Raw genomic sequence first — 22147 nt, forward strand, 5'->3', positions numbered from 1 at the left:
TTAATACGTTTCTACATAAAAAAAGTTTCAAAAACTATTTAATATTTCTGAATCATCTAGTAGAATTGAAATACTTTACACAGAATAAGGAGGATGGACACATGTTTACATTACAAGTTGACGATGAGATTTCGCTCCAGCTTATTCAACTACATCATAAAGAAGAACTTTTCCATCTAGTTGATTCCAATCGTGAGCATTTAAGAGAATGGCTTCCATGGGTCGATTCCACAAACGCTACTTCCAACTATGATACGATTATTCCCGCGTGGTTGACGCAATTCGCAGAAAATAACGGTTTCCAAGCAGGGATACGCTATAAAGGGAAATTTGTGGGAATGATTGGGTTACATAGGATTGATTGGAATAACAAGGCTACTAGCATTGGTTACTACCTATCAAGTGAAGCAGAAGGCAATGGGGTTATGACACGTTCTGTCCATCGCGTTCTACAGTATATATTTGAAGAGCTAAAACTTCAAAGGGTCGAAATTAGATGTGGAGAAAATAACGTGAAAAGTCAAGCTATTCCGGAACGATTAGGCTTTACGAAAGAAGGGCTCATTCGAGATGGCGAAAAGCTATATGACCATTTCCATTCCTTACTCGTATATGGAATGTTACGCTCTGAATGGGGTATTAAAAACTAATACAATCTCGTAAAAAATAAAACTGCCTATCAAATGATAGACAGTTTTATTTAAATATCTCTTCGTAAAGCTTTTAACACATCAATTCTTGTTGCTTTTGCAGCCGGTTTTAAGCCTGAAAGTATTGCAACAATTAAACTAATACCAACACAAATAACAGTCAATGACCAAGGAATATACGAGAGCATTACCTCTGTACCCATTTCTTCATTAAATACCATTTCGATAACCATTGGTAAGGCCATATTGACCCCATAACTGATTATATAGGCTGCTACCGTTCCAATGAGTGCCCCTACAATTCCAATATAGGCACTTTCCATTAAAAATAAGCTCTTAATCATTTTCGGACTTCCACCGATTGCTTTAATAATCCCGATATCCTGTGTTCTTTCTGTTACTGCCATCGACATTGTGTTGAAAATACCGATAGATGCAATGATTACAGCTATTGTTCCAACAAATAAAAGTCCTGTTTTTAAAACTGCGAAAAGCAGATTTATTTCCTTTAATTGTTCCAATGGCGAATACGCATGATACCCATCATCTCTTGCTTGATCTAATATTCCCTGCACTTGCTCCATATTATTAGCATATACCCCAAGATAGGAATAAGCAGAAACTGCATTTTTCAGTTCATTTATTCTTTCCTCTGGCATTGACGGCTCTATTAAGCTTCCATAAGCAGTTCCAGTATATGCTTCAATATCGTTCATCATCGCCTCAGAAATGTTAACATAGTTATCATAGCTATGTTGTCTAGTAGGTTCACTAGCAACACCAACAATCGTAAACGTGAAATCCTTCGATTCTCTTGTTTCTTCAAAATATTGTGGGACATTTAGAGTCAATTCTTTTCCTAGAATACTACCTTCAAACTCTTCATGCTCCCCATTTTCTATTTTTGATAAAGTTTCTACCATGTGATAGCCTACTACCACTTCATTCGAAGCTTCAGGCATACGCCCTTCTGATAAAGTAAATCCTGTTTCTATTTCAGATGGGTAGTCTACCACACGTGTTTGTGCATTACTATTATATTCTCCTAGCGCATAGCTCGCTTCCCAGTTCTCCAATTGTTTTCGACGAACAACTGTTTTCACACTTTCTATACCTTCAAAATAAGTAACATCCTCGTTTGTTAAACTCGTATTAGCATCTGGATGGCCACTTCCTTCTTTACCATATACCTCTACTTCTGTCACGACATCATTCTCGGTTACATCCTTAATAATTGTTTCCTGCAATCCAAACCCAACTGATGCTAGTACCATTAAAAATGCACAGCCCATTGCTGTCGCAAGAATCGTCATAAATACTCTGCTGCGATTCTTTCTCATATTTTCTTGAACAAACTGAAATTTATCTTTGAACTTCATATAATTCTCCTCTTTCTACCATACTACCTTGTACCAATTCAATCGTGCGATGAGCCACTTTCGCAACATCCTTGTCATGCGTAATAATAACAAACGTAATTCCTTCATTTTTATTCAGCTCTTGGATGAATTGAAGAAACTCCTGTTCGGTTTCATTATCCAAACTTCCTGTCGGTTCATCAGCAAATATAATGCTAGGCTTCGTGATTAACGCTCGCGCAATCCCTACTCGCTGCTGTTGACCACCTGAAAGTTCACTAGGATAAAATTCTTCAAAGCCTTTTAAACCAACCCGCTCCAAAACCTCAAATACTTTCTTTCTTCTTTTTTCTATTGGCATCCCTTTTATTTTCAACGGTAATTCTACGTTACTATACGCTGTCATACTAGGAATCAACTGAAAGCTTTGGAAAATAAATCCGATATGCTCAAGGCGAAAATCGGCCCACTGTGCTTCAGACAATTTGGTCACATCTGTTCCTGCAATTTCAATCGAACCAGATGTAGGCTTCATAAATCCACTCATCAAATTTAAAAGAGTAGATTTACCAGATCCGCTTTTCCCAACAATCGACACAATCTCTCCCTCGAAAATCGATAAATCTATATCCTTTAAAACCGGCACTCGCGTTTCTTTATTTTTTTTACCCACAACAAAATCATGAGACAATTTTTTCACACTAATCATCTGTTTACTCACCTATTCTTGTTTTTTGTATCGATACATTGGTTTAAACGTAAAAAGGGGGAGAAAGGTTTAAATGAGGGAAATATTTTTAGAGTCACTTTGCTATTAATCGAAGAATGGAAGGATGTATTGTCGTTGGCTAGTGTTTCCGAAGTGTTCTAGCTGTAATGACTGTAGGATATTCCGAGCCGTTGATAAATAATTTAGTTGAAAAAACTCTTGAAGTTCAGAAATCGTAATTGTCGATTTAAAAAGAAGATAGTAATCTTCTAATGAAGTTAAGTATGCATCTAAGCTTATGAAATTACATTGAGAACACTCCCATCGAGCACGACGTTTTTCTACTTTCATACCCTCGCATTGAGGGCAAAATACTCCTTTTTGGATTTCTTCTGGTAAAATATCAAATTGTTCTATGGGGTTATATTTCACAGGTTCATTTTGCTTTAGTAATGTAGAGGTGATTTTACGATGGTCTTTTGGGGTCCACAATTTCTTTTTATTCCTCATTATTAAAGCATCCATTCTATGAGTAAGAACAGTATTTCTAATTACATAATTACCAACTAATTTAGGATTAGAAATTGCTCTTATAAAAGATTTATTATTTGTTATCACTACTTGGCATTCACCTGTGACTAAGGGAATTTTGTTTTTGCTCAGCCATGCCTCGAACTTAACTTGTTGATTCTGCACTTGAGTTATTGGACAAGGATAATAGTCTTTTATTTCTTGATTATTTTTCAGATTTGTTTGTATTAATTGTTGAAATGCAGGGTCAAATTCTAGCATTCCGTTCATATTTTTCACTTCAAGTATGAGATAAAAACAGGAAAAGAGGATCAAGGTATCAATCTGGAAATAACTATCTTTATGAGGAAGTCTGAGGTCATTAAAAACAAGATATTCACTTTCTGGGAATGGCCATTGATTGAGATAGTAATCTAAGGATTTCTCCCCATTATAACCAGCCATTCTTCTTGAAATCTCTGAATCTATCGCAGGAATTTTAGAATGGTTTGGTAACAGTCTCCTTTTCAAGGCCATTAGCTTTCGAACTCTAATAGGTAATTCACGACATTTCTTAATGGTCAAAACATCACATCCTTTACATGGTTATAGATAATTTTGACACCAACTCATTAAATTCCTTCTGATACAGATAATAATTTTTGTAAATGTTTTTCAAATTATATTTTAGTTTGATTCTCGCTCTGAATTAATAAAAGTATCTCATTTCTACACTCTAAAGCTTCTTTTATCAACGTTACTTACAGTTTAGATTACCTTTTTCTAATTTCCATCTCTCTAGTGATGAATTTTCTCTATTTTTTTGCCATTTTACAGGTCTTCTTACTGGAGGTTCTCACCGTTCTTGATGAGGTTCTCACGTTTTCCCTGTAGGTTCTCACTTAACTCGACTACGTTCTCACACTTCTCCCAGAGGTTCTCACTTAACTCGACTACGTTCTCATATTTCTCGATTTTGCTTGATTCTCATAAAACTTGCATGGAGCCCACTTTTTCACTATAGATAAGCAAAAAAAACAATCCATCTCCCAAACAAGGAAATGAATTGTTTTTCTAAAATCTATTAAGCTGCAATATCTCGCTTCACAAAGGTAAAGAAGCTAATCACATGTAACAATATGAAATACACAAGGAACATAACGAGTGAGAATCCAAATGTTGTTCCTGCAACTACTGGCATCCCTTCAATAAAGGAGGTAAAGTTCGTATTGGCAAAAGGAGAATATTTTGCCCATTCGTATTTCATGCTAACTAGTACTGTGATCTGCGTTCCTGTAAAGAGTAAAAATAAAGAGATTCCGATAGCAAGTGAGTTGTTTCTGAAAACACTTGAAATCATAAATGCAATGGTAGCAAACATGATGACACCTAATGAACTTAATAACGTTTTTATTAAAATATATAAAAATGGGTGAAGCGCTAATACATTTCCGTTTATGTACAATAGTTCTGTAGTGCTATCCATGCCAAACGCAATGGCACCCACGAGAAAAGATGTAACAAAAAGGATTACATAAAAAATCACCATGAAAACAAGGACTGAGATATATTTAGCGAACAAGATTTTACTTCTACTTATAGGACGAATCATCAATAGCTTGATGGTTCCCCACGTAAACTCACTAGCAATCATACCTCCAGCGATTATGACGACAAATAATGTGATAATGCTTGTTAAGCCTAAATTCGAGTCCACATATGACCAAACCGTATTATCTTGCACTGGCTCGAGGTCATTATTGATTCGGTATTCATTAATTGCGTATTGGCGTTCAAAATAGGCTTGATCTCGACTAGAATCGCTTTCCATCGTCATTTTTAGATGTTCATTCTCTTGCACTAAGGATTCCTTCCATCCAACTTGGTTTTGATTTGGATTGTCATCCATCAATGACCCCATCATGACTGTAAACACAACACCAATAATTGATAAACCAATTAAGATAACACTCATTACGTAAAAGCTTGGGCGTCTAAACCACTTGATTAATTCGTTTTGGATTAGCTTCGTCATTCTACACACCTCGTTTCTGTGACGTTTTTTCTAAGAATTTATCTTCTAGCGTTTTCGTCACTTCTTTGACTTCATAAATTGCTATATTCTCTTCTACTAACATTTGCACCACTTCTGGTACTTTATCTTTTTCCAATTCAACATGTAATGCTTCATCGACCAACTCTATAGATAAGTCCGCCTCAACCATTATTTGTTGCGCACGATCTATTGGAGAAACAGAGAATTGATACGAGGACACACCATCCTGAATAAAGTCACGAATACTTTGTATATCAATAAGTTCACCATGCTGTATGATTCCGACACGGTCACACATAAGCTCCATTTCCGATAAAAGATGACTAGAAACTACGATAGCCATCTCCTCTTCTCTTGCCAAGCTTCGTAAATAATCACGAATTTCTCTTATACCTGCTGGATCTAATCCATTAGTTGGTTCATCAAGAATTAGTACCTTTGGTTTATGTAATAAGGCTTGCGCGATACCTAAACGCTGCCTCATTCCAAGCGAATATGTCTTCACTTTCTCTTTAATTCGATCTGTTAAGCCGACTAGCTCTATTACTTCGTTTAAACGTTCTTGTGTAATTCCAGGTGTCATTCGTGCGTATTGAAGAAGATTTTGATAACCCGTTAAAAATTTGTACATCTCAGGATTCTCTACGATTGCTCCAACATGACTTACTGCTTTTTCATATTCCGTTTTAATGCTAGCTCCATCGATATGGATATCACCGGATGTAATATTCATGAGTCCTACCATCATACGAATTGTCGTCGTTTTTCCAGCTCCGTTTGGCCCGAGAAACCCAAAGACTTCACCTTTATAAACTTCAAAGGAAACATCTTTAATTATTTGCTTTCCACTTATTTCTTTACTTACATTCGTAAGCTTTACTGCTATTTCGCTCATATTCCTTCCTCCTCTTAAAACTTTTACATTTCCATTTTCTTATTCATACACCATGATGAAAATAGCATTAAAAAGAAACTCACCAAGCCAAAGAAACCAATCAATGCGAGTGAAAACTCCCCAATTTCCATCCCAAAACTAAATACTTCATTCTCAAAAGCAGAACCAACCGTAAGGAATGGAATTTTTCCAATCGACAGAAGTTTTTCATAAAGATAAGATTTGTAAAATAGCAAATGTAAATGAAAAACTGGCCAGATTAAAATCACAGTTAGAACCTGCATGGCCACACCCATTGCACTTTTGGTGGCACTTTTAAATGAAACCCAAAATAAAATAAACCATACACCTAAATAAATACTTGCAAGGAATAATCCTATTAGAAAAATAAAGATTTCGCCTACTTTCCACTCCATACCAATAGGGATCTGAAACAATAGACTCGAAATGAACACTAGTGCTATTGTTGATAGGAGCGACACGAGACAAGTAGTAATGGAAACGATTAGTTTACTAGACAACAAAGGAAAAGCAGAGTTGGGATTATGAAGCCAAAGCATCGACTTAGCTTCCTTATTTAAACTTACGAACATATCACCAACAATATAAAGTAAGTGAATGCTTATAAGAAAAACACCTATACCAACTGTAAGTTCTGGCTCTTTCCAATAGAGAGCTGCCCCTATACTGGTCATCCATATTACAAATAATATAGCTAAATTTTGCCAAAATCCTTTCCTCGATAGTTTCCACTCTTTTTGTAGTAAGCCATTCCATACCCGCATGCTTTTCCCCTCCTATCTTTCACTAAATGAGTGAATCATCCATTCTTTGATAGACAGTCCTTCTACTTCTCTAATATGTTCTACGTTTTCATGGGCTAAAAAGTTTCCATTTTTTATCAAAAGCACTTCATCGAGCAACGGTTCGATTTCATCAATCTCATGAGTAGCAATAATAATCGTTTGTTTTCCAAAATCCACATAAGTAAGCAGACCTTTTACAATAGAATCTCTCACCATCGGATCTAATCCTGAAAATGGTTCATCTAACAGAATATAATCTGCTTCACGTGCCAGTGCTAATACAAGTTTTAAGCGACCACGATTTCCCTTGGAAAGCTGTTTTATTTTCTTATGACGATCTATTTTCATAAAAATTAATAACTCTTCTGCCTTTTCTAGGCGAAAATCAGTAAATTGAGAGGCGTAAAATGTAACCATGTCATTCACAGTAAAAGCTTCATAATAAAAATCTAGCTCTGTTAGATAGGCCACAAACTTAGCAATTTTTCTTGTTACCACTTCCCCATTTACAGTTACTCGCCCTTTGTTAGGCTTTACTAATCCTGCCATCATTTTAAGACTTGTTGATTTACCGCTACCATTGGGACCAAGTAAACCAATGATCTTTCCTGTTTCAATGGTTAAATTCCCATCCTTCACCGCCGCATCCCCACCATAGCGCTTCGTCACATTCTCAAATTTAATCATGCTTCCTTTCCCCCTTTGCCAGAAAACTTTCTACACTTTTTACAATCTCCAACTCGGTGGCACCTATTTCCTTCATACTTTGAACGAAACTTTCTACTACTTTTGCTTCCATTGCCACTTTCAACTGTGCAACCATTCCTAAGCTTTCTGCTACAAATGTTCCTTGTCCTCTTCTCGTTTCCACAATCTCCATCCTTTCCATCTCACTATAGGTTCGTTGAATGGTATTGGGATTGACTCCTGCTTGGATAGCCATTTCCCGAACTGATGGTAGCTTTTCTCCAGGTTTAAGCTCGCCACGAATTATCTCCTTACTGATGCGATCCATTATTTGCAAGTAAATTGGTTTATCCGCTTCGTATTTTGTCATTTAACTTCCACTATCCTTTCAAGAAGCCATGCAGTCATAAAAAGTAAACCTGTTGACTTCACCAAAAATATGAGAATACTTCCAATTGTCAACTGATCAGTTTCAATATCAACGGAACCCCCTTGATTATCTAAGTTAAAAGAAAGAGCATTCGATGTTTCAATCGGTAAAGGTAAGAAGCTTGTTATTGTGGTAAGTAATGTCGTACTTCCTAAATAAACAATTAAAGAATGACAAATAATCAAAAAGAGGAAAAAGCATACTACTCTATATTTTCTAAGATGGTGAAAAGCACCTATCGTGTGGTAAATTCCCCAGTAAAACATTAGGTAAAGAGCTAGTTCTAACCCATTCACTAAAATAACAAGGCCACCCAAAAACAGTAAGGATGTAAGAGCAATATCACTTCCTCCTGTAAAAGGTTCAGAGACAATAACTAACACTACTGAAAAAATACTAAAGCTAATAATGGTTAGATATAAACCTGTTACAACTTTGCTTAGTAACAAAGAAAGGGTTGATTGAGGGGTATGAAGCCAGAGTTGTGTTTTCCCCTCCATCATTAATCCTCCTAGTAAATAAATCGACAGATAAAAAACGTGAAAAAATAAAATAACGCCCACAACAACCGTACTAATTGATGGTTCATTGTAATAAATTGATAAACCTAATCCAATTAACCATAGCACTCCCAAGGTAAGAGTCATCATTAGGAACGAATGTTTAGAAACTAACCATTCCTTTCTAAGTAAGCCCCAAAAAGCTTTTTGCATAATTTCATCAACCCCCTACTAAATAAAATGCGTGTTCTAGCCACCTCATACACTGTGTTCTAGCTAAATAGTACACTAACTCATCATTTTACGTCAATAGGCATTCCATACATATTTTTCTTCTGTATATATTAACTTTTGAATTATTATGCCGATAAAATATATACTCGTTCTTTGTAATGGCAAGTCTGACAAAGATGTACATAAATTTAGTTTTTTTTACAAATTTCCACTATATGCTTAATATTTTTTTGAATATTTTGTATAATAAGGATAATAATTTCTTCATTTGTTTAGGGGTGAAGTCATGGATACAAGAGGAAGAAGGATTGTTCGCAGCAAAACGGAGGGGAAGTTTCATTATTTATTAGTAGCAAAGGATTATATAAGTTCATTCATACTTCATGCACTTTCCCTTGCCATTGTTGCAACATTCTTAATATGGGTATTGAATCAAGTATAAAAGAGAAAGAGAGGATCCAGCTAACGGATCCTCTCTTTCTTACTTCTTTTTATGTAGTGCAACCACATTTCTGGTTTCCCATTTTGCCTCTAATTCTATTACTCTGTCTTCTAGTTTACGAATAGTTTGGTTCATGCGGTAGAAAATTGGGACGTAGATGATAACAATAAACACAACTGTATATATTGTATAATAAAAAATATCCATCCTCTTCCCCCTCTAAAACATCATTAATTCTTATCTTCTATTGGTTGGTATTTACTTTTATGAAAACCGATACGATTTGCGGCATAAAATACACTAATAGTAGCCAAGACAAGCACGAATAATACTTGGATCAACTTCGATTCGATTCCAAATATCGCAGTGATCATGTATACCAATATAATTGGAATCATAATCGTGTAGAGCGAAAATAAAAAGCGATACCTTTCATCTACTTCATAAACAATTCCACAAGTCTTACACGTAATAGGTCTATATCCAAAAAAGACGGACCATAATTTAGTTTTATATTTTACATTTTCGTTGCAGTTCTCACATTGATGAAATGACATACCCCTACACCTCATAATCAATTTACTATAAACATCATAACAAATTTACAAAAAAAGAAATAGGGAATAATCTGAAATTTTACTATTGCAAGAAAAGAGTAAGGTGTTTTCACGTCTTCGACAGACTTGCCTAGGAGCAAGGAGTTGTTGATAGTTTTAGAGCTTACTAAACTTACTCTATAATAGGGAGTTTATTTGTCATTACATTGATAAAATCAGCGATGAACTCTTGATAATCTAATTCCAGCGCTATTGCTACGGTTTGTTCTTCAGGTTCCTCTTCTGCCCTTGGTCGAAAATCGGCAATGCTTACCCCTCGTAACGTTTCCTCTGTTAGTCCAATAAATACTTTCTTCTCAATATATTTAAATGCTTGGGGGTTTGTAATTGCAAATAAAGTTAGGACATCGTGGAGCGGACTACCTTGTATCCCTGGTACAAGCTTTTGATATGCCTCATAATAGTAATCAAAAATTGCTTTCATTAAAGGCTGAAAAGGATTATTTTCGGTAGCAACAATTTCATCAATTATAGTTGGGGTAACAATTGCGTCATTTGTCACATTTAATGGATAAATAACCCCCCTCTCCACTTTTGTAGTGACTATTTCAGCTGCTAATGGGTCACCGTAAAAGTTCGCTTCTGCCCCTGCTGTTACATTACCAGGAACTAAAAAGGCTCCTCCCATTAAATAAAAACCCTGTACTGTATTCATAATCTCTGGCCCTGCAAGATTAAATGCTATCGCTAAAGAAGTCATCCTTCCCACATCTACAATGAGTAATTCAGGTCCGTATTCTTCAATTAAATTAAATACCGTATCGAAATTCAGTAACTCTTCTTTTATCATTTCTGGAGGTCTTATTGGTCCGAGCCCCTCTTCGCCATGGATTTCTGGATAAAAGGGGGTAAACTCCCCAGAAAGTGGACTTTTTGCTCCTCCAATTAATACTACATTGTCTCTCTTAGCCAGTTCCAACAAATAAGCAACATTTTGTGTAGCTTGTTCTTGGTTTACGTTCCCATAACTTGTAACGATCCCTACAAGCTGAATCGCTGGATTGAGTAAGGCATAAATAATAGCCAGAGAATCATCAATTCCAGGATCACAAAACAATAAAACTTTTTGAGCCATTGCTTCTCCCTCCCCTTGATGGGCTATTTCTCTAGTATATTCAGACTTCCATATTTCTTTCCTATTCCGTTATTCCAGTTCCTATAATTCTTACGTCAGTAGAAACATCTATTTTCACATTCGGATATTGTCCTTCCCATTTCTTCATATCAAATCCCCTTTTCCTCGATTTCGCTTCATAACCAAAACCAATAGGATCAATATTATTTTTTTGAAATGAATTTATTAAAGCTAGCGAACTGTTTGTAATATTGTCTTCAAAATGCTTTTGAAATTCTTCTATCTTCTTTTGATCCACTTTCTTTCCTGAGTATTCCAATATAAGACCATCCACCTTAAGTGTAAGAAAAAAATGTGGTTCCCCATTATTCCATTCAATTCTTAACTTTCTCTTCGTCTTTATACTTAGCATCGAAACATAGTCATCTTTATTTGGAATTTTAATAGCCAGTGAGCCATCAGTATGTTCATCAACTAATAACTTAAAGTAAAATAGCTGATCATTTGGAATAACCTCGGATAGTTTTCCTTCTTTGATTACTCCAACTCCTTGAATGCCCACCTTGTTATCTACTTCTTTTATTATTGGTAAGTTGGGGTCCTTTCCTTTTTGATAATAATCAGAAAGAAAGATATGCATATTGGTAGCAGGTACATCACGAAGATCCATATTATGTTTAAATAAATTTAATAAATAACTTCCTGTCCCCTCATTGCCATAATCATTTTCTAACATGCTTTTCACTTTGCCATCCACTATTGCTAAATATAAGCCAGTCCCAATACTTGAATCTCTTTCAAGCGCATCAACTAGCTTAATGATGCCTTTTTCAGCCAACTCTTTATTAAACAGGACTACCTCTAAGCTACCATTTACGATAGGAGCTGATGATTCTTTTTGCAACATCCGTAATAGATCTTTGTTTAAATTGGCTACTCCGGAGAAAGTTTCATTCGCAATGGTTTGGTCAGCACGATAAACAGGTACTAAGAGGGTACCCATTACCATATCTCCTTCAATAAAATCATACCCTTCCACACTTTCAATATTAATGTCATCCACAATTTTCTTCTCTAAACATCCTGAAAGAAGCACACAACAACTGAATATCATCATCCATTTACGAAGTAGCATCTTCTTTTTTCCCCTTTCGCCAATTTGTAAAACTAACGATTAGAAATAAAAACGGTATATACACATACCCCATATAGAATCCGATATTACCTAAATGATTATTTAATTCATTTATCAGCTTTCGGTCCTCCAAAAGTTGCATAATAATGAACACGATAATAGTAAGACCAATTAACGTCGTTTTATGTTTTACATGAACTACTCTTTTCGCTAAACGACTAGCACACCATAAAAAAATACATACATTCGGCAGAATAATAAGACACCAGTTTGCAATTCCTATATACTCCACTCGCTCTACAAACGGAAGTTCAATAATTTTCCAGATAGATAAAGTGGCCCAGATGTTCTTTTCTAACTTGCCTTCACTAAAATAAGCAAAAGTAACGATCGCTAATGAAAGATAGAGCATAGTCGTCACAAATACACCAATATGGGCCCATCTTTTTGATTTATCTGGATTATTTATAAAGGGATAGAAGATAAGTAACGTTTCAAATCCGAGCATACTTAATGTCATATCTTTGCCTGAAAGCATAATTTCCTTGACAGAATGGTCAAAGATAGGGAGTAAGTTACGGAAATTTGCGTATTCTAGCGGAATAATCATGGTAAATACTAAATAAGCAGGGAGTACTGTGCCTAAAAAAGCAATTCCAGTGATGATCCTAAAACCACCTGAAATGATATAAAAAACTAAGAGTAGAAAAAATAGCGAAAATAGCCATGTCCTGAAATCCGGAAATAACCAAACTTGAATTACTTCGATATAAGTTCTCAGTACAGTTACAGTCGTAAAAACAAAATAAATGATAAACAGCATAGTAAAAATATTACCTAGCCATTTTCCATAAGCAAATCGATGTGCATTAGCAAGATCTCCACCGCCTTTTTCACAAATCTTATACATAAAATAAATGATAATGTTAGTGAAGAAACCGAATAGAATAATTCCCATCCAAGCATCATATCCGGCAGACATTGCAATTATTCGTTGATAGCCTAATGCCCCAACACCAAATTGTGTACCATGTATTAGGAAAAATACTAAAAAAGGGGAAATTTGAAATTTCTTTGGCTCTTTTTGCAATGTACTGCCTCCTTTCTATTTGCTACTCTACATCAATATCCTTTTTCTTCCTATTGTTTTTCTTAACCATTCTATGTGGTTTCTGTGTTCGCAATTGACTAGGACGTTGTGTTTGAAAGGAAAAAGGAAAACGAAAGATTGCATCTTTCATATCCTGAACCCTTGGTGGATAAATTGGTTCTAAATACGGCCTATTTAAAGAGGTTAATCTAAGTAAATGGGCTGCTAATACACAAAAGCAAAATACAATCCCTAGTAGCCCCCAAAGCTCTGCGAATAATAGAAACGGAAATCGTAGTAAACGAATCGTATTACCCATCTTATATACTGGGGTTGTAAAGGAAGCAAGTGCTGCTAGCGCGACAATAATCAACAATACATTACTTGTTAAACCAGCCTCCACAGAAGCTGTTCCGATTACAATCCCGCCCACGATACCGATTGTTTGACCTACTTTAGTCGGAAGACGTGCTCCAGCCTCTCTAAGTAACTCAATTGTCAGTTCAAGAAAGACAGCTTCCAATATAGGCGGAAGTGGTACCTCTCTTCTCGAAGAAATTAATGTGCTTAATAAATCCTTTGGAATTAGTTCATAGTGATAGGTTAAAACCGCCACATAAACCGGTGTGACCAAGATAGAAAATGCAACCCCGAATAAACGGATTATCCGAAAAAAAGATGATAACCAATAACTTAAATAATAATCCTCAAAGGAAGAGAAAAATTCCACAAGTGTTGTGGGTCCAATGAGGCCGTGGGGAGAACCGTCAACCATGATGACGACTTTTCCCTCTGTTAAAGCAGACGCGACTCGATCGGGTCTTTCTGTATCTAAAAGTAACGGAAAGACTGTATGTTCATTATCAGAAATTAATTGTGAAATATAAGAACTATCATTGATATGATCAAATTGTACTTCGTCCAGTCTTTCCCTCACGGTAGCTACATTATCTTTATTGACAATCCCCTCCATATACAAGATTGCAATTCTTGTCCTAGAAATGGTACCCAATTCTTTTTGCTCTACGGTCAACATTGGTGTTTTTAGCCTTCTTCTTATTAAATTCATATTTGAATCGACGTTTTCTACAAAGGATTCTTTAGGACCAATAACACTGAATTCTACTTCTGGTAGAGAAACTGAACGAGTTTGAACAAATTCAGAACGTACTAGTATTCCTTTATGATCATTTCCATGAATTTGAATAAACAAGAATCCTGAAAGTAGCTTCTCTCTAATTTCATTTGGATCTGAAGAGATGGTTAACACTTCTATAGGCAGAATATCTTTTAAATCTTCTAATGTATTCCATGGCCTAGTCGAGATTGTATGTAAGATATCTCTATGCAAGAGATTCGTATCAATTAGCGTGTAATAGTAGTTCACCCAAACTTTTTTGCTACCATCATCTGTCCGATTTACAAATCTCAAAAAATCCGCTGACTTTTCCATTTGCATTAAAAGCTCAAGAACCGTTAAACTTTCTACTTTACCCGAATCAGATTTAGATTTTGAATTAGATTTAAATAAACTCTTCAAGAAATTTTTCAATCCAAATCCTCCTCCATCGATTCTGAAGATATTTCCGCTTCTTTATTTTTCCTAGAATATTGATGAATATACAATTAGTTCCTTAATACTAATCAAATAAGACAAATGTTTGAAAAAAAACATCGCCTGAACTTAATACAAAACATCATCTTCAACAAAAAAAGAGCCCTGTTAAGGACTCTTCAGAATAAAATCTATCTATATGGTCTTCTTATAATCTCCACTACATCAAAAATTCTAATATGATAAGTATTTTTATCTAAATCTTTTATCGTTAACTTATTTGCTTTATAACGGAAAGATTGAATGCGTCCGGTTATCTGAATGACATCTCCCTCAAACCAGATAGACATCTTTATAGTTTCCTTTGCCATATAAATATGACGAAGTAGTTTCTTTATGTACTGAATATCTGGAACATTCTCCGGAAAAAGTAAAAACCCTTGAACCGTTTGTTCCTGTTCATTTTTCCATAGATACATGGATTGATTAGTTAGCTTATCCTCTTTTTTATATTCCATGGTAATTACCCCTTTATTATAAATTCTTCCTGACTAGCTATAGGTAACCTCCATATGCCTCATAATCCAATTTGGAATATAATTCTTTCCATATTACAGAAACCAACCATAATGCGAAGTGACAAACAGATACAAACATTTTACATGCATACCGGGGAACTAAGAAAATCTAGTTTTTCTAAATGAAACAAATTCAAAAAAGATGTGAGACCAAATTACTCTAATAATTAATCATACCATTCATTTACTTCCTATGCATATTCCTGTGATCGTGGAAAATTACTAAACTCTTCAAAAAAGAAATAAAAAGAGAGACAAAATGTGACTTCAAATACCTTTGCATACTGATCATTGCCTTTTGCTACGATTTATATTCAAAAAAATCTTGAAGTCTATACTCAAAATCTTACAGAAAATCAAAGGAAATGGCTAGTAGAATGTTTTATAAATAACAAGAAAATAGAGGAAATCACGTGGGTTGTAGGTGTTATAGCTTGAACAGTGTTCTTGCAAGGCCTCGGTGTATAGTGCAAAGTCTAAAATATAACAAAAACAACGGGATTCTCTCAATCCCGCTGTTCTTTATTTATAGACTCTGTTAAACACTGCTGTACTTAAACCGAACCTAATTTTAAAGCAAGAGAACAAGTTTCAACTGCGTGCTTCTTTCATATATTGATAAATGACTTCTCCATTATGTCTGGCTACGCCTCGAAAGTGCTTAAAGTCATCTCTAGATACCAAAACTTTTCGAAATTCCATAAAGTCCTCTTTCGTTACTAAATATTGCTGCAGTTCACCATTCTTTAGTTTATCTAGAATTTCTGCTGCTAATGTCTCATTCATAAGTTACACCTCATTCCATTACTCGTCCATTCACTCTTATAATAATAGTATTACTTCAGAAATAAAGCCATTTGAAAAGAAAAAAACCCTCCTTTTTTAGAGAAGGGATTCCATGGGGGATAAGGAATAAAATGATTAGAGTAAATTTGCTTCTTGCAAATCTATACTCAATATAAGTTATGCCTAAGAGGTATAAGTTGTTACACAATAACTTATCTACTACAGTTTTGAATTAAAAGAAAATTTAGAAAAAACAACTTTAAACTATTTACGTTTTAATAAAAATAATGCAAAATGTATATAATTACTTTTTAAATTTCCATTCTTTGTATCCACCATAAATACCATTAGCTCTTATGCTTAATGGATCAATATCATTTAAGGAGAGAAAAGATGAAAAAAGCAGAAGTAGGGAATATAATTGAATTTAAAGAAGGTCTACAGGGTATAGTCGAAAAGGTAAATGAAAACTCAGTCATAGTGGATTTGACGTATATGAATAATTATCGTGATTTAGAATTAGAACAGAGAACTGTCGTCAACCATAAGAACTATAAAGTAGTTAAACATTATTAAACGGACTTAGATATACCAAGTAATAAAACAAGGGAAGCCTGCTTTGGATTTAAACAGCTTCCCTATTCCTGAATTCTATATTCTTTTTGCCCCACTTAACCCAATTCCTCCTCCAAAATATCAAGCACAACTGCACAACTATCTTTATCTAGCTTAACGCTAAAATGAGTTTCTTCACTAATATTTAAATTTCTTCTGATTTCAACAGGGATATTTACCTTCCCATTGTTTGATACGACAGATTCATTATAGACATGGTCATCGTCTATTGGCTTCATCACTAATCCAAGAGGTTTTTCCATTATCATTAAGACATCGCCATCGGAAATTTCTAGTTGCTCTCTAATTATTTTGGGAATGGTTAAATGTCCAGATTTTCGAATTCGCCTAAGTTCATTATAATGACACATAGTGGACACTCCTATTTTTTTAAATATATTCCCTTTAACTACAAAAAGAAAACGATATTTACCAAAACAAAAAATCACTCCTAAATACTCCCTATTTTCTGAATTAGGTTTGACTCTACAATATGGACACCAGATCTACTTTTTTTCATAAAGGCTATCATCGCCTTTGCAACTGTCTTACCTTCTATTGATTGATACTTTTCCAGTCTTCCTTTCAATAGAGGTTGTATCATTTTCCCTAGCAATTCTCCCACTTTTTCACCTGTTCGAACTTCTTCACGTTCTCCAAGTAATAAGGAAGGTCGAAATAAATATGTAGCAGATATATCGACTTCAGCAACAGCTTCTTCCATTTTCCCCTTTACTTGATTATAAAAAAACCTTGATTTCGAATTGGACCCTATTGCAGATACAACAGCTAGTTTCTTCACTCCTTGTTCCTTTGCTATGTGTGTTGCTTCTACTCCATAATCATAATCAACTTTTTTAAAATTAGCTTTTGATCCAGCTTTTTTCCTCGTCGTTCCTAAACAGATATACATTTCGTCTACTTGAAAATACTCACGAAAATTAACTAGATCATCAAAATCCACAACTACTTCCTGCAACTTTAAATGCTCCTTGTTTGTTGGTTTCCTTACCAGAACAGTTATCCTTTTGTAATCTGGATTTTTCAGAAGTTGTTCTGTTAGGTGGCTGCCTATTAATCCAGACGATCCCAAAATTAGTGCGGTTCTCCCATTATCCATCCTAGTCTCTCCTCTTCTCTTTGTTACTATCTTTATATCAAATCTTTGTCTCTTCTACAAATAATATTATTTATCTGATAAACGATTCCTGTCTGCTGTGGTAGGTGGCTTTTCCAACCAACGATGCTTAACCATTAAATCCGCACCTTCTTTTGCAAGTAATGCTGTTTCTGCTGATAATTTCTCATATTTAATTACAAGATCACTTCTTTGACTTGCTGCAGCTGATGTTGCATAGTTACCTATCCCTGCTGCTGTCATTACACTAATATGAAGCATCATTAATTTATCAGAAAAAGGAGCAATGGTGGAAGCAGAAATTGAAAAATCAGATGACATTGGAGCTTGTACATCCTCTTTTATCAACGCATTAAAAAAAGTGCCAATATGATTCTTTGCTAATTGTTTTCCTTTTTTCATGAATTCCCTAACTTCTTCATCCATTGCAGTTTGTGAAAAAGCGGTGCACAGCATCATCCCTATTTGATTTGTTTCAATATTCATACTTAAATGTGCCACTTCAATTGTATTTAACGTTCTTTTATAAACAAATGGATTGATTCCGCTAAAATATTTTGTGCTATCAATCATTTCAGTCTTATGAGATATAGCAGTGAATGGCTTTTTGATAAATAATCCTTTTTCTAACATTAGATCTGTTGCATCTTGGAAAATATCCATCGTTCTCTTTAAAAATCCATAATACATATTTCGGATATCTTTTCTAGATACAGAGGCCAAGCAACCACCGTATGTAACTAAACCAATTCTGGCCATTTGTAAAACATACGATAATTTGAATGTATCAGAAAATAGTCTAGGTGCCTGTAAATTCACATCGTTTTCTGAAAAGCCAATAGGTAATGAAACTTGTTCCTTCCAGAAAACATGTTTTAATTCTTCTTCATTATTAGATGCAATTTCATATGCTTGTACAATCAGCTTCCTTATTTCAGTATCTTCCACGTATTCTAAAAAAAATCTTAATACATATACAGACATTGAATTATTTATGTATAACGTCCAGAGCGTGCTAATTTCCGCACATGATAATTTCATCGATTCATTAGACATTAAGTCTCCTCCTTCTTTTCCCTATGTATTATTTTCAACTTCGGGATTTTTTAGTAAAAAAAAGACACAACTTTACGTTGTGTCCAAAAATTATCTATTATCAATAGTCTCGGGGTATAGGTCATGATTCATTAGACGATATTGCGCCATTTCCTCATATTTTGTTCCTGGTTTTCCATAATTCGTGTAAGGATCAATGGAAATTCCACCACGTGGCGTAAATTTACCCCAGACTTCAATATAGCGAGGGTCCATTAATTTGATTAAATCGTTCATAATGATGTTCATACAGTCTTCATGAAAATCACCATGATTACGGAAGCTAAATAAGTATAGCTTTAGCGATTTGCTTTCTACCATAAGCTCGCCCGGGATATAACTAATGTAAATGGTTGCAAAATCTGGTTGGTTTGTCTTTGGGCATAGACTTGTAAATTCTGGGCAATTGAACTTTACAAAGTAATCTCTGTTTGGATGTTTATTCTCGAATGTTTCTAACACATCTGGAGAATAATTAAATAGGTAGCTTGTACCTTGGTTGCCAAGTAAAGTTACCCCTTCTAGTTCATGATCTTTTCTTCCTGACATTTATAACACTCCTTTAAGAATAATAGGTTAAACTCCTCTTTTATTTCCCCAGACTAACGTGTGAAGTTGTGGCAAAACCCGTACATTGTTCAGCTCACAATCTTTCATTACCTCATCTATTAGCCATTCATATTGAGTAAGTAGTTTACTTACAAGGTTATCGTTGTTCGCTGTTACTGTATCCTCATTCCCAACCTGAACATAGAATGCGATATGCGGATAGCGCTGATGTACTTTTTTTGCATAGGCTAAATCTTCTTTGTTAAACACTACAACTTTCAAAGATACTTTCGATTGGTTTACTTTTTGTAAAAGATTATCTAGAATCACAAAATCTGTTTGCATTAATGAACTTGGAGGTTTTGGGGAAATAGTTAAATCATCAATATCTACTAGCCATTCCTGCCATTTGCTTCCTTGCGTTTCTAGTGCAACTTTTATGCCATTTTCGTGTAGAAGTGTTACGAGCTGTCCCATATTTTTTAATAACGCTGGATTTCCACCAGATATGGTTACATGGTTAAAAGCATTTCCACCAGTTTCCTTTAGTTGACTCCAAACCTCCTCAGGAGACAAGAGCTGTATATCATCTTTCGCACTTCCATCCCAAGTAAAAGCAGAATCACACCAAGAACATTGATAATCACATCCTGCAGTACGTACGAACATCGTTTTTTGCCCAATGACCATCCCTTCTCCTTGAATGGTTGGTCCGAAAATTTCTAACACTGGAAGTTTTGTACTCATTTTAATTCTTATTCCCCTTCTTCGGACGATACACGACATAACTAGTTGGTGTTTCTCTCACAAACAGTTGCAGACATGTCGGCTTATTAGGAAGGGTTCTTAAATGATTTTCAATGGATTCCCACATTATTCTTGCAACTACCTCAGTGGTAGGGAAAAAATTGGGATTTGTCGCATCAAATACATCCTCATGATCATTTAAAATAGTATGATCAAATTTATCATGTAAAATTGTCTTTAACACTTTAAAATTCACTAGAAAACCTGCCTCATCAAGGTCATCACCCGCAACCGTTACATTGACAAAGTACGTATGACCATGTACTTGTTTGCATTTTCCAGCAGCATCAGATGGGATATAGTGAGCAGCAGCAATATGCATATCTTTATTTAATTCATATTGATAATCATGTGAAACTTGGGGATACATTTGTTGCATCATTTTGATACAACTCCTTTTTCTTTCATTAATAAGTAGTCATCTAGTCCTCGTTTTCTTAATTTACATGCAGGGCATTCTCCACAACCATCAGCGATTATCCCGTTATAACAGGTTAACGTTTTCGTTCTCACAAAATCTAAGGCCTCTAACTTATCAGCCATCTGCCATGTTTCCGCTTTGTTTAGCCACATTAGTGGCGTATGGATAACAAAAGGATAGTCCATAGAAAGATTAAGTGTTACATTCATAGATTTAATAAATATATCTCGGCAATCTGGGTAGCCACTAAAATCAGTCTCGCATACACCTGTTACGATATGTTTTGCTCCCATTTGCTTAGCAGCCACTGCTACAAATGATAAAAACAACAAGTTTCTCCCATCTACAAAGGTGCTTGGAAGCTCTCCTTCCTTTTCTTCAATCTCAATATCTGAGCGTGTAAGAGCATTAGGAGTCAGCTGACTTAACAATGACATATCTAATATTCGATGCTTTACTCCAAGTTCTGTAGCAATATTTTTGGCACATTCGATTTCTAATTCATGGCGCTGTCCATAGTGAAAAGTCACTACTTCCACTTCTGCAAATTCACGTAACGCCCAAAGCAAACAAGTCGTGCTATCTTGACCACCGCTGAATACCACCACTGCTTTTTCTTGTTTCATCATTTCAAATCTCTCCTTACAAACTTTTCATATATAATAGAAAAAACGCCACCTTACTTACTGAGGCTAGCGCAATACGTAGAAAAATAAAAAAAACTATATCCTAAGGAATATAGTTTGCGTTTTTATCCTTAGTTTTTTATAGAGGGTATTAGCTAGAACCTCTCCTATGACCATAGTCTGGACGTAGAATTTATTAAATTTAACTTTGTTACTATATCATATTTCATAGAAACAAGCTACTATCTTTTGCTTTCAATTTAGCAGAAATTCATTTCTCGAAGCATCTTACTATTTTCATAATAGTATCACCTCTCTAATACCCCTACCCCTAATGCTAAGTTTTTCCATAGTACACTTTCAATTTTCTCCAGTTTTGTTTTAGTACAATAAATCATCAGTACAAAGTCTGCAACAGCTTCTCTTTTTCTCATGTTTTTTTCACTTTTTTTGGTTAAATAATAATCAATTAAGAAACCAGCAATCAAACCAAAAACCAAACCGAAAAGCCCCCAAAGGACAGGACCTAAGTAGAATATAAAACCATAAATTACTCCTAATAACATAAAAATGATACCAAATATCGCAGATAAATCCATTAAACTTCTTCCATCCGATCGATGCATCGAGTCAATCAATTTCGTTGGATATTTTACTTTATTTAATGGAATCACTAGAATTTGGTCCTTTTCAAGACCTAGATCTTCTAATTCACGTAATGTAAGTTCCATTTCCATATTGCATTTAAAAGTGGCGAAAATGTACATTACTTCCATCCCTTTT

Annotated in this window: 28 protein-coding genes and 1 riboswitch; of the genes, 3 read left to right on the plus strand and 25 right to left on the minus strand. The window is 35.0% G+C overall.

Features of this window, described 5'->3' with window-relative positions:
• The first annotated feature begins 101 nt into the window (after positions 1-101).
• Positions 102-650 carry a GNAT family N-acetyltransferase gene (locus BK580_RS15705; protein WP_078381255.1) on the plus strand — a complete coding sequence of 183 codons (549 nt, stop codon included), beginning with the start codon at positions 102-104 and terminating at the stop codon, positions 648-650.
• A 50-nt stretch (positions 651-700) separates the two neighbouring features.
• Here the strand turns inward: BK580_RS15705 and BK580_RS15710 are convergent, their stop codons facing one another.
• From BK580_RS15710 to BK580_RS15750, 9 genes are all read right to left on the minus strand, one after another.
• Complete coding sequence (locus tag BK580_RS15710; protein ID WP_078381256.1) at positions 701-2029, minus strand: ABC transporter permease; 1329 nt, start codon at positions 2027-2029, stop codon at positions 701-703.
• Complete coding sequence (locus tag BK580_RS15715; protein WP_078381257.1) at positions 2013-2717, minus strand: ABC transporter ATP-binding protein; 705 nt, start codon at positions 2715-2717, stop codon at positions 2013-2015. Before BK580_RS15715 ends, BK580_RS15710 begins: the two co-directional genes overlap by 17 nt.
• A gap of 105 nt (positions 2718-2822) precedes the next feature.
• Entirely contained in the window at positions 2823-3812 is a 990-nt protein-coding gene (locus BK580_RS15720; RefSeq protein WP_078381258.1) for a nuclease-related domain-containing protein, read from the minus strand.
• A gap of 499 nt (positions 3813-4311) precedes the next feature.
• Positions 4312-5262: an ABC transporter permease gene (locus BK580_RS15725; protein WP_078381259.1), complete on the minus strand. Its 951-nt coding sequence runs from the start codon at positions 5260-5262 to the stop codon at positions 4312-4314.
• A gap of 1 nt (position 5263) precedes the next feature.
• A complete protein-coding gene (locus BK580_RS15730; protein ID WP_078381260.1) occupies positions 5264-6178 on the minus strand; it encodes an ABC transporter ATP-binding protein in 915 nt (304 codons plus the stop codon).
• 23 nt (positions 6179-6201) lie between these two features.
• Complete coding sequence (locus BK580_RS15735) at positions 6202-6963, minus strand: hypothetical protein (RefSeq protein ID WP_078381261.1); 762 nt, start codon at positions 6961-6963, stop codon at positions 6202-6204.
• A gap of 12 nt (positions 6964-6975) precedes the next feature.
• Positions 6976-7671, minus strand: a complete 696-nt coding sequence (locus tag BK580_RS15740; protein ID WP_078381262.1) for an ABC transporter ATP-binding protein — start codon at positions 7669-7671, stop codon at positions 6976-6978.
• Complete coding sequence (locus tag BK580_RS15745; RefSeq protein WP_078381263.1) at positions 7664-8041, minus strand: GntR family transcriptional regulator; 378 nt, start codon at positions 8039-8041, stop codon at positions 7664-7666. The genes BK580_RS15740 and BK580_RS15745 overlap by 8 nt, the downstream gene beginning before the upstream one ends.
• Entirely contained in the window at positions 8038-8814 is a 777-nt protein-coding gene (locus BK580_RS15750) for a hypothetical protein (RefSeq protein WP_078381264.1), read from the minus strand. The genes BK580_RS15745 and BK580_RS15750 overlap by 4 nt, the downstream gene beginning before the upstream one ends.
• Before the next feature lie 307 nt (positions 8815-9121).
• Here BK580_RS15750 and BK580_RS23655 point away from each other — a divergent pair, with 307 nt between their 5' ends.
• On the plus strand, positions 9122-9277 hold the full coding sequence (locus BK580_RS23655; protein WP_169865047.1) for a hypothetical protein: 156 nt from the start codon (positions 9122-9124) through the stop codon (positions 9275-9277).
• A 39-nt stretch (positions 9278-9316) separates the two neighbouring features.
• Here BK580_RS23655 and BK580_RS23660 read toward each other — a convergent pair whose 3' ends face one another.
• The 8 genes from BK580_RS23660 to BK580_RS15785 all read right to left on the minus strand — a co-directional run bounded on the left by BK580_RS23660 (position 9317) and on the right by BK580_RS15785 (position 16113).
• Positions 9317-9484 (minus strand): hypothetical protein, encoded by a 168-nt coding sequence (locus BK580_RS23660; protein WP_169865049.1) that lies wholly within the window; start codon positions 9482-9484, stop codon positions 9317-9319.
• Positions 9485-9507: 23 nt separating this feature from the next.
• Positions 9508-9834, minus strand: coding sequence for a TIGR04104 family putative zinc finger protein (locus BK580_RS15755; protein ID WP_078381265.1), 327 nt, complete (start codon positions 9832-9834; stop codon positions 9508-9510).
• A 172-nt stretch (positions 9835-10006) separates the two neighbouring features.
• On the minus strand, positions 10007-10969 hold the full coding sequence (locus BK580_RS15760) for a nucleoside hydrolase (protein ID WP_078381266.1): 963 nt from the start codon (positions 10967-10969) through the stop codon (positions 10007-10009).
• Positions 10970-11030: 61 nt separating this feature from the next.
• Complete coding sequence (locus tag BK580_RS15765; RefSeq protein WP_078381267.1) at positions 11031-12104, minus strand: Ger(x)C family spore germination protein; 1074 nt, start codon at positions 12102-12104, stop codon at positions 11031-11033.
• Entirely contained in the window at positions 12091-13194 is a 1104-nt protein-coding gene (locus tag BK580_RS15770) for a GerAB/ArcD/ProY family transporter (RefSeq protein WP_078381268.1), read from the minus strand. Before BK580_RS15770 ends, BK580_RS15765 begins: the two co-directional genes overlap by 14 nt.
• A gap of 22 nt (positions 13195-13216) precedes the next feature.
• The gene (locus BK580_RS15775) at positions 13217-14653 is read right to left on the minus strand and encodes a spore germination protein (protein ID WP_078382797.1); all 1437 of its coding nucleotides are present in this window, start codon (positions 14651-14653) and stop codon (positions 13217-13219) included.
• Positions 14654-14940: 287 nt separating this feature from the next.
• Positions 14941-15267, minus strand: a complete 327-nt coding sequence (locus tag BK580_RS15780; RefSeq protein WP_078381269.1) for a hypothetical protein — start codon at positions 15265-15267, stop codon at positions 14941-14943.
• Positions 15268-15918: 651 nt separating this feature from the next.
• The gene (locus BK580_RS15785; RefSeq protein WP_078381270.1) at positions 15919-16113 is read right to left on the minus strand and encodes a hypothetical protein; all 195 of its coding nucleotides are present in this window, start codon (positions 16111-16113) and stop codon (positions 15919-15921) included.
• Positions 16114-16506: 393 nt separating this feature from the next.
• Between BK580_RS15785 and BK580_RS15790 the strand changes: the two genes are divergently transcribed.
• Complete coding sequence (locus BK580_RS15790; protein WP_078381271.1) at positions 16507-16689, plus strand: YkvS family protein; 183 nt, start codon at positions 16507-16509, stop codon at positions 16687-16689.
• Positions 16690-16784: 95 nt separating this feature from the next.
• On the opposite strand, the gene BK580_RS15795 is transcribed toward BK580_RS15790, so the two are convergent.
• The 8 genes from BK580_RS15795 to BK580_RS15830 all read right to left on the minus strand — a co-directional run bounded on the left by BK580_RS15795 (position 16785) and on the right by BK580_RS15830 (position 22131).
• A complete protein-coding gene (locus BK580_RS15795) occupies positions 16785-17099 on the minus strand; it encodes an AbrB/MazE/SpoVT family DNA-binding domain-containing protein (RefSeq protein ID WP_139364917.1) in 315 nt (104 codons plus the stop codon).
• Positions 17100-17179: 80 nt separating this feature from the next.
• A complete protein-coding gene (locus tag BK580_RS15800; protein WP_078381273.1) occupies positions 17180-17848 on the minus strand; it encodes an oxidoreductase in 669 nt (222 codons plus the stop codon).
• A 66-nt stretch (positions 17849-17914) separates the two neighbouring features.
• Entirely contained in the window at positions 17915-18922 is a 1008-nt protein-coding gene (locus BK580_RS15805) for a DUF3231 family protein (RefSeq protein ID WP_078381274.1), read from the minus strand.
• A gap of 90 nt (positions 18923-19012) precedes the next feature.
• Positions 19013-19510, minus strand: coding sequence for a preQ(1) synthase (gene queF / locus BK580_RS15810; protein ID WP_078381275.1), 498 nt, complete (start codon positions 19508-19510; stop codon positions 19013-19015).
• Positions 19511-19537: 27 nt separating this feature from the next.
• On the minus strand, positions 19538-20257 hold the full coding sequence (gene queE / locus BK580_RS15815; protein WP_078381276.1) for a 7-carboxy-7-deazaguanine synthase QueE: 720 nt from the start codon (positions 20255-20257) through the stop codon (positions 19538-19540).
• A gap of 1 nt (position 20258) precedes the next feature.
• Entirely contained in the window at positions 20259-20699 is a 441-nt protein-coding gene (gene queD, locus BK580_RS15820; protein WP_078381277.1) for a 6-carboxytetrahydropterin synthase QueD, read from the minus strand.
• Positions 20696-21364 (minus strand): 7-cyano-7-deazaguanine synthase QueC, encoded by a 669-nt coding sequence (queC, locus tag BK580_RS15825; RefSeq protein ID WP_078382798.1) that lies wholly within the window; start codon positions 21362-21364, stop codon positions 20696-20698. Before queC ends, queD begins: the two co-directional genes overlap by 4 nt.
• Positions 21365-21489: 125 nt before the next feature.
• Positions 21490-21535: riboswitch (PreQ1 riboswitch) on the minus strand.
• Positions 21536-21672: 137 nt separating this feature from the next.
• Entirely contained in the window at positions 21673-22131 is a 459-nt protein-coding gene (locus tag BK580_RS15830; RefSeq protein WP_078381278.1) for a hypothetical protein, read from the minus strand.
• Between the last annotated feature and the right edge of the window lie 16 nt (positions 22132-22147).

Source organism: Sutcliffiella halmapala, from assembly GCF_002019665.1.
GTDB lineage: Bacteria > Bacillota > Bacilli > Bacillales > Bacillaceae_I > Sutcliffiella_A > Sutcliffiella_A halmapala.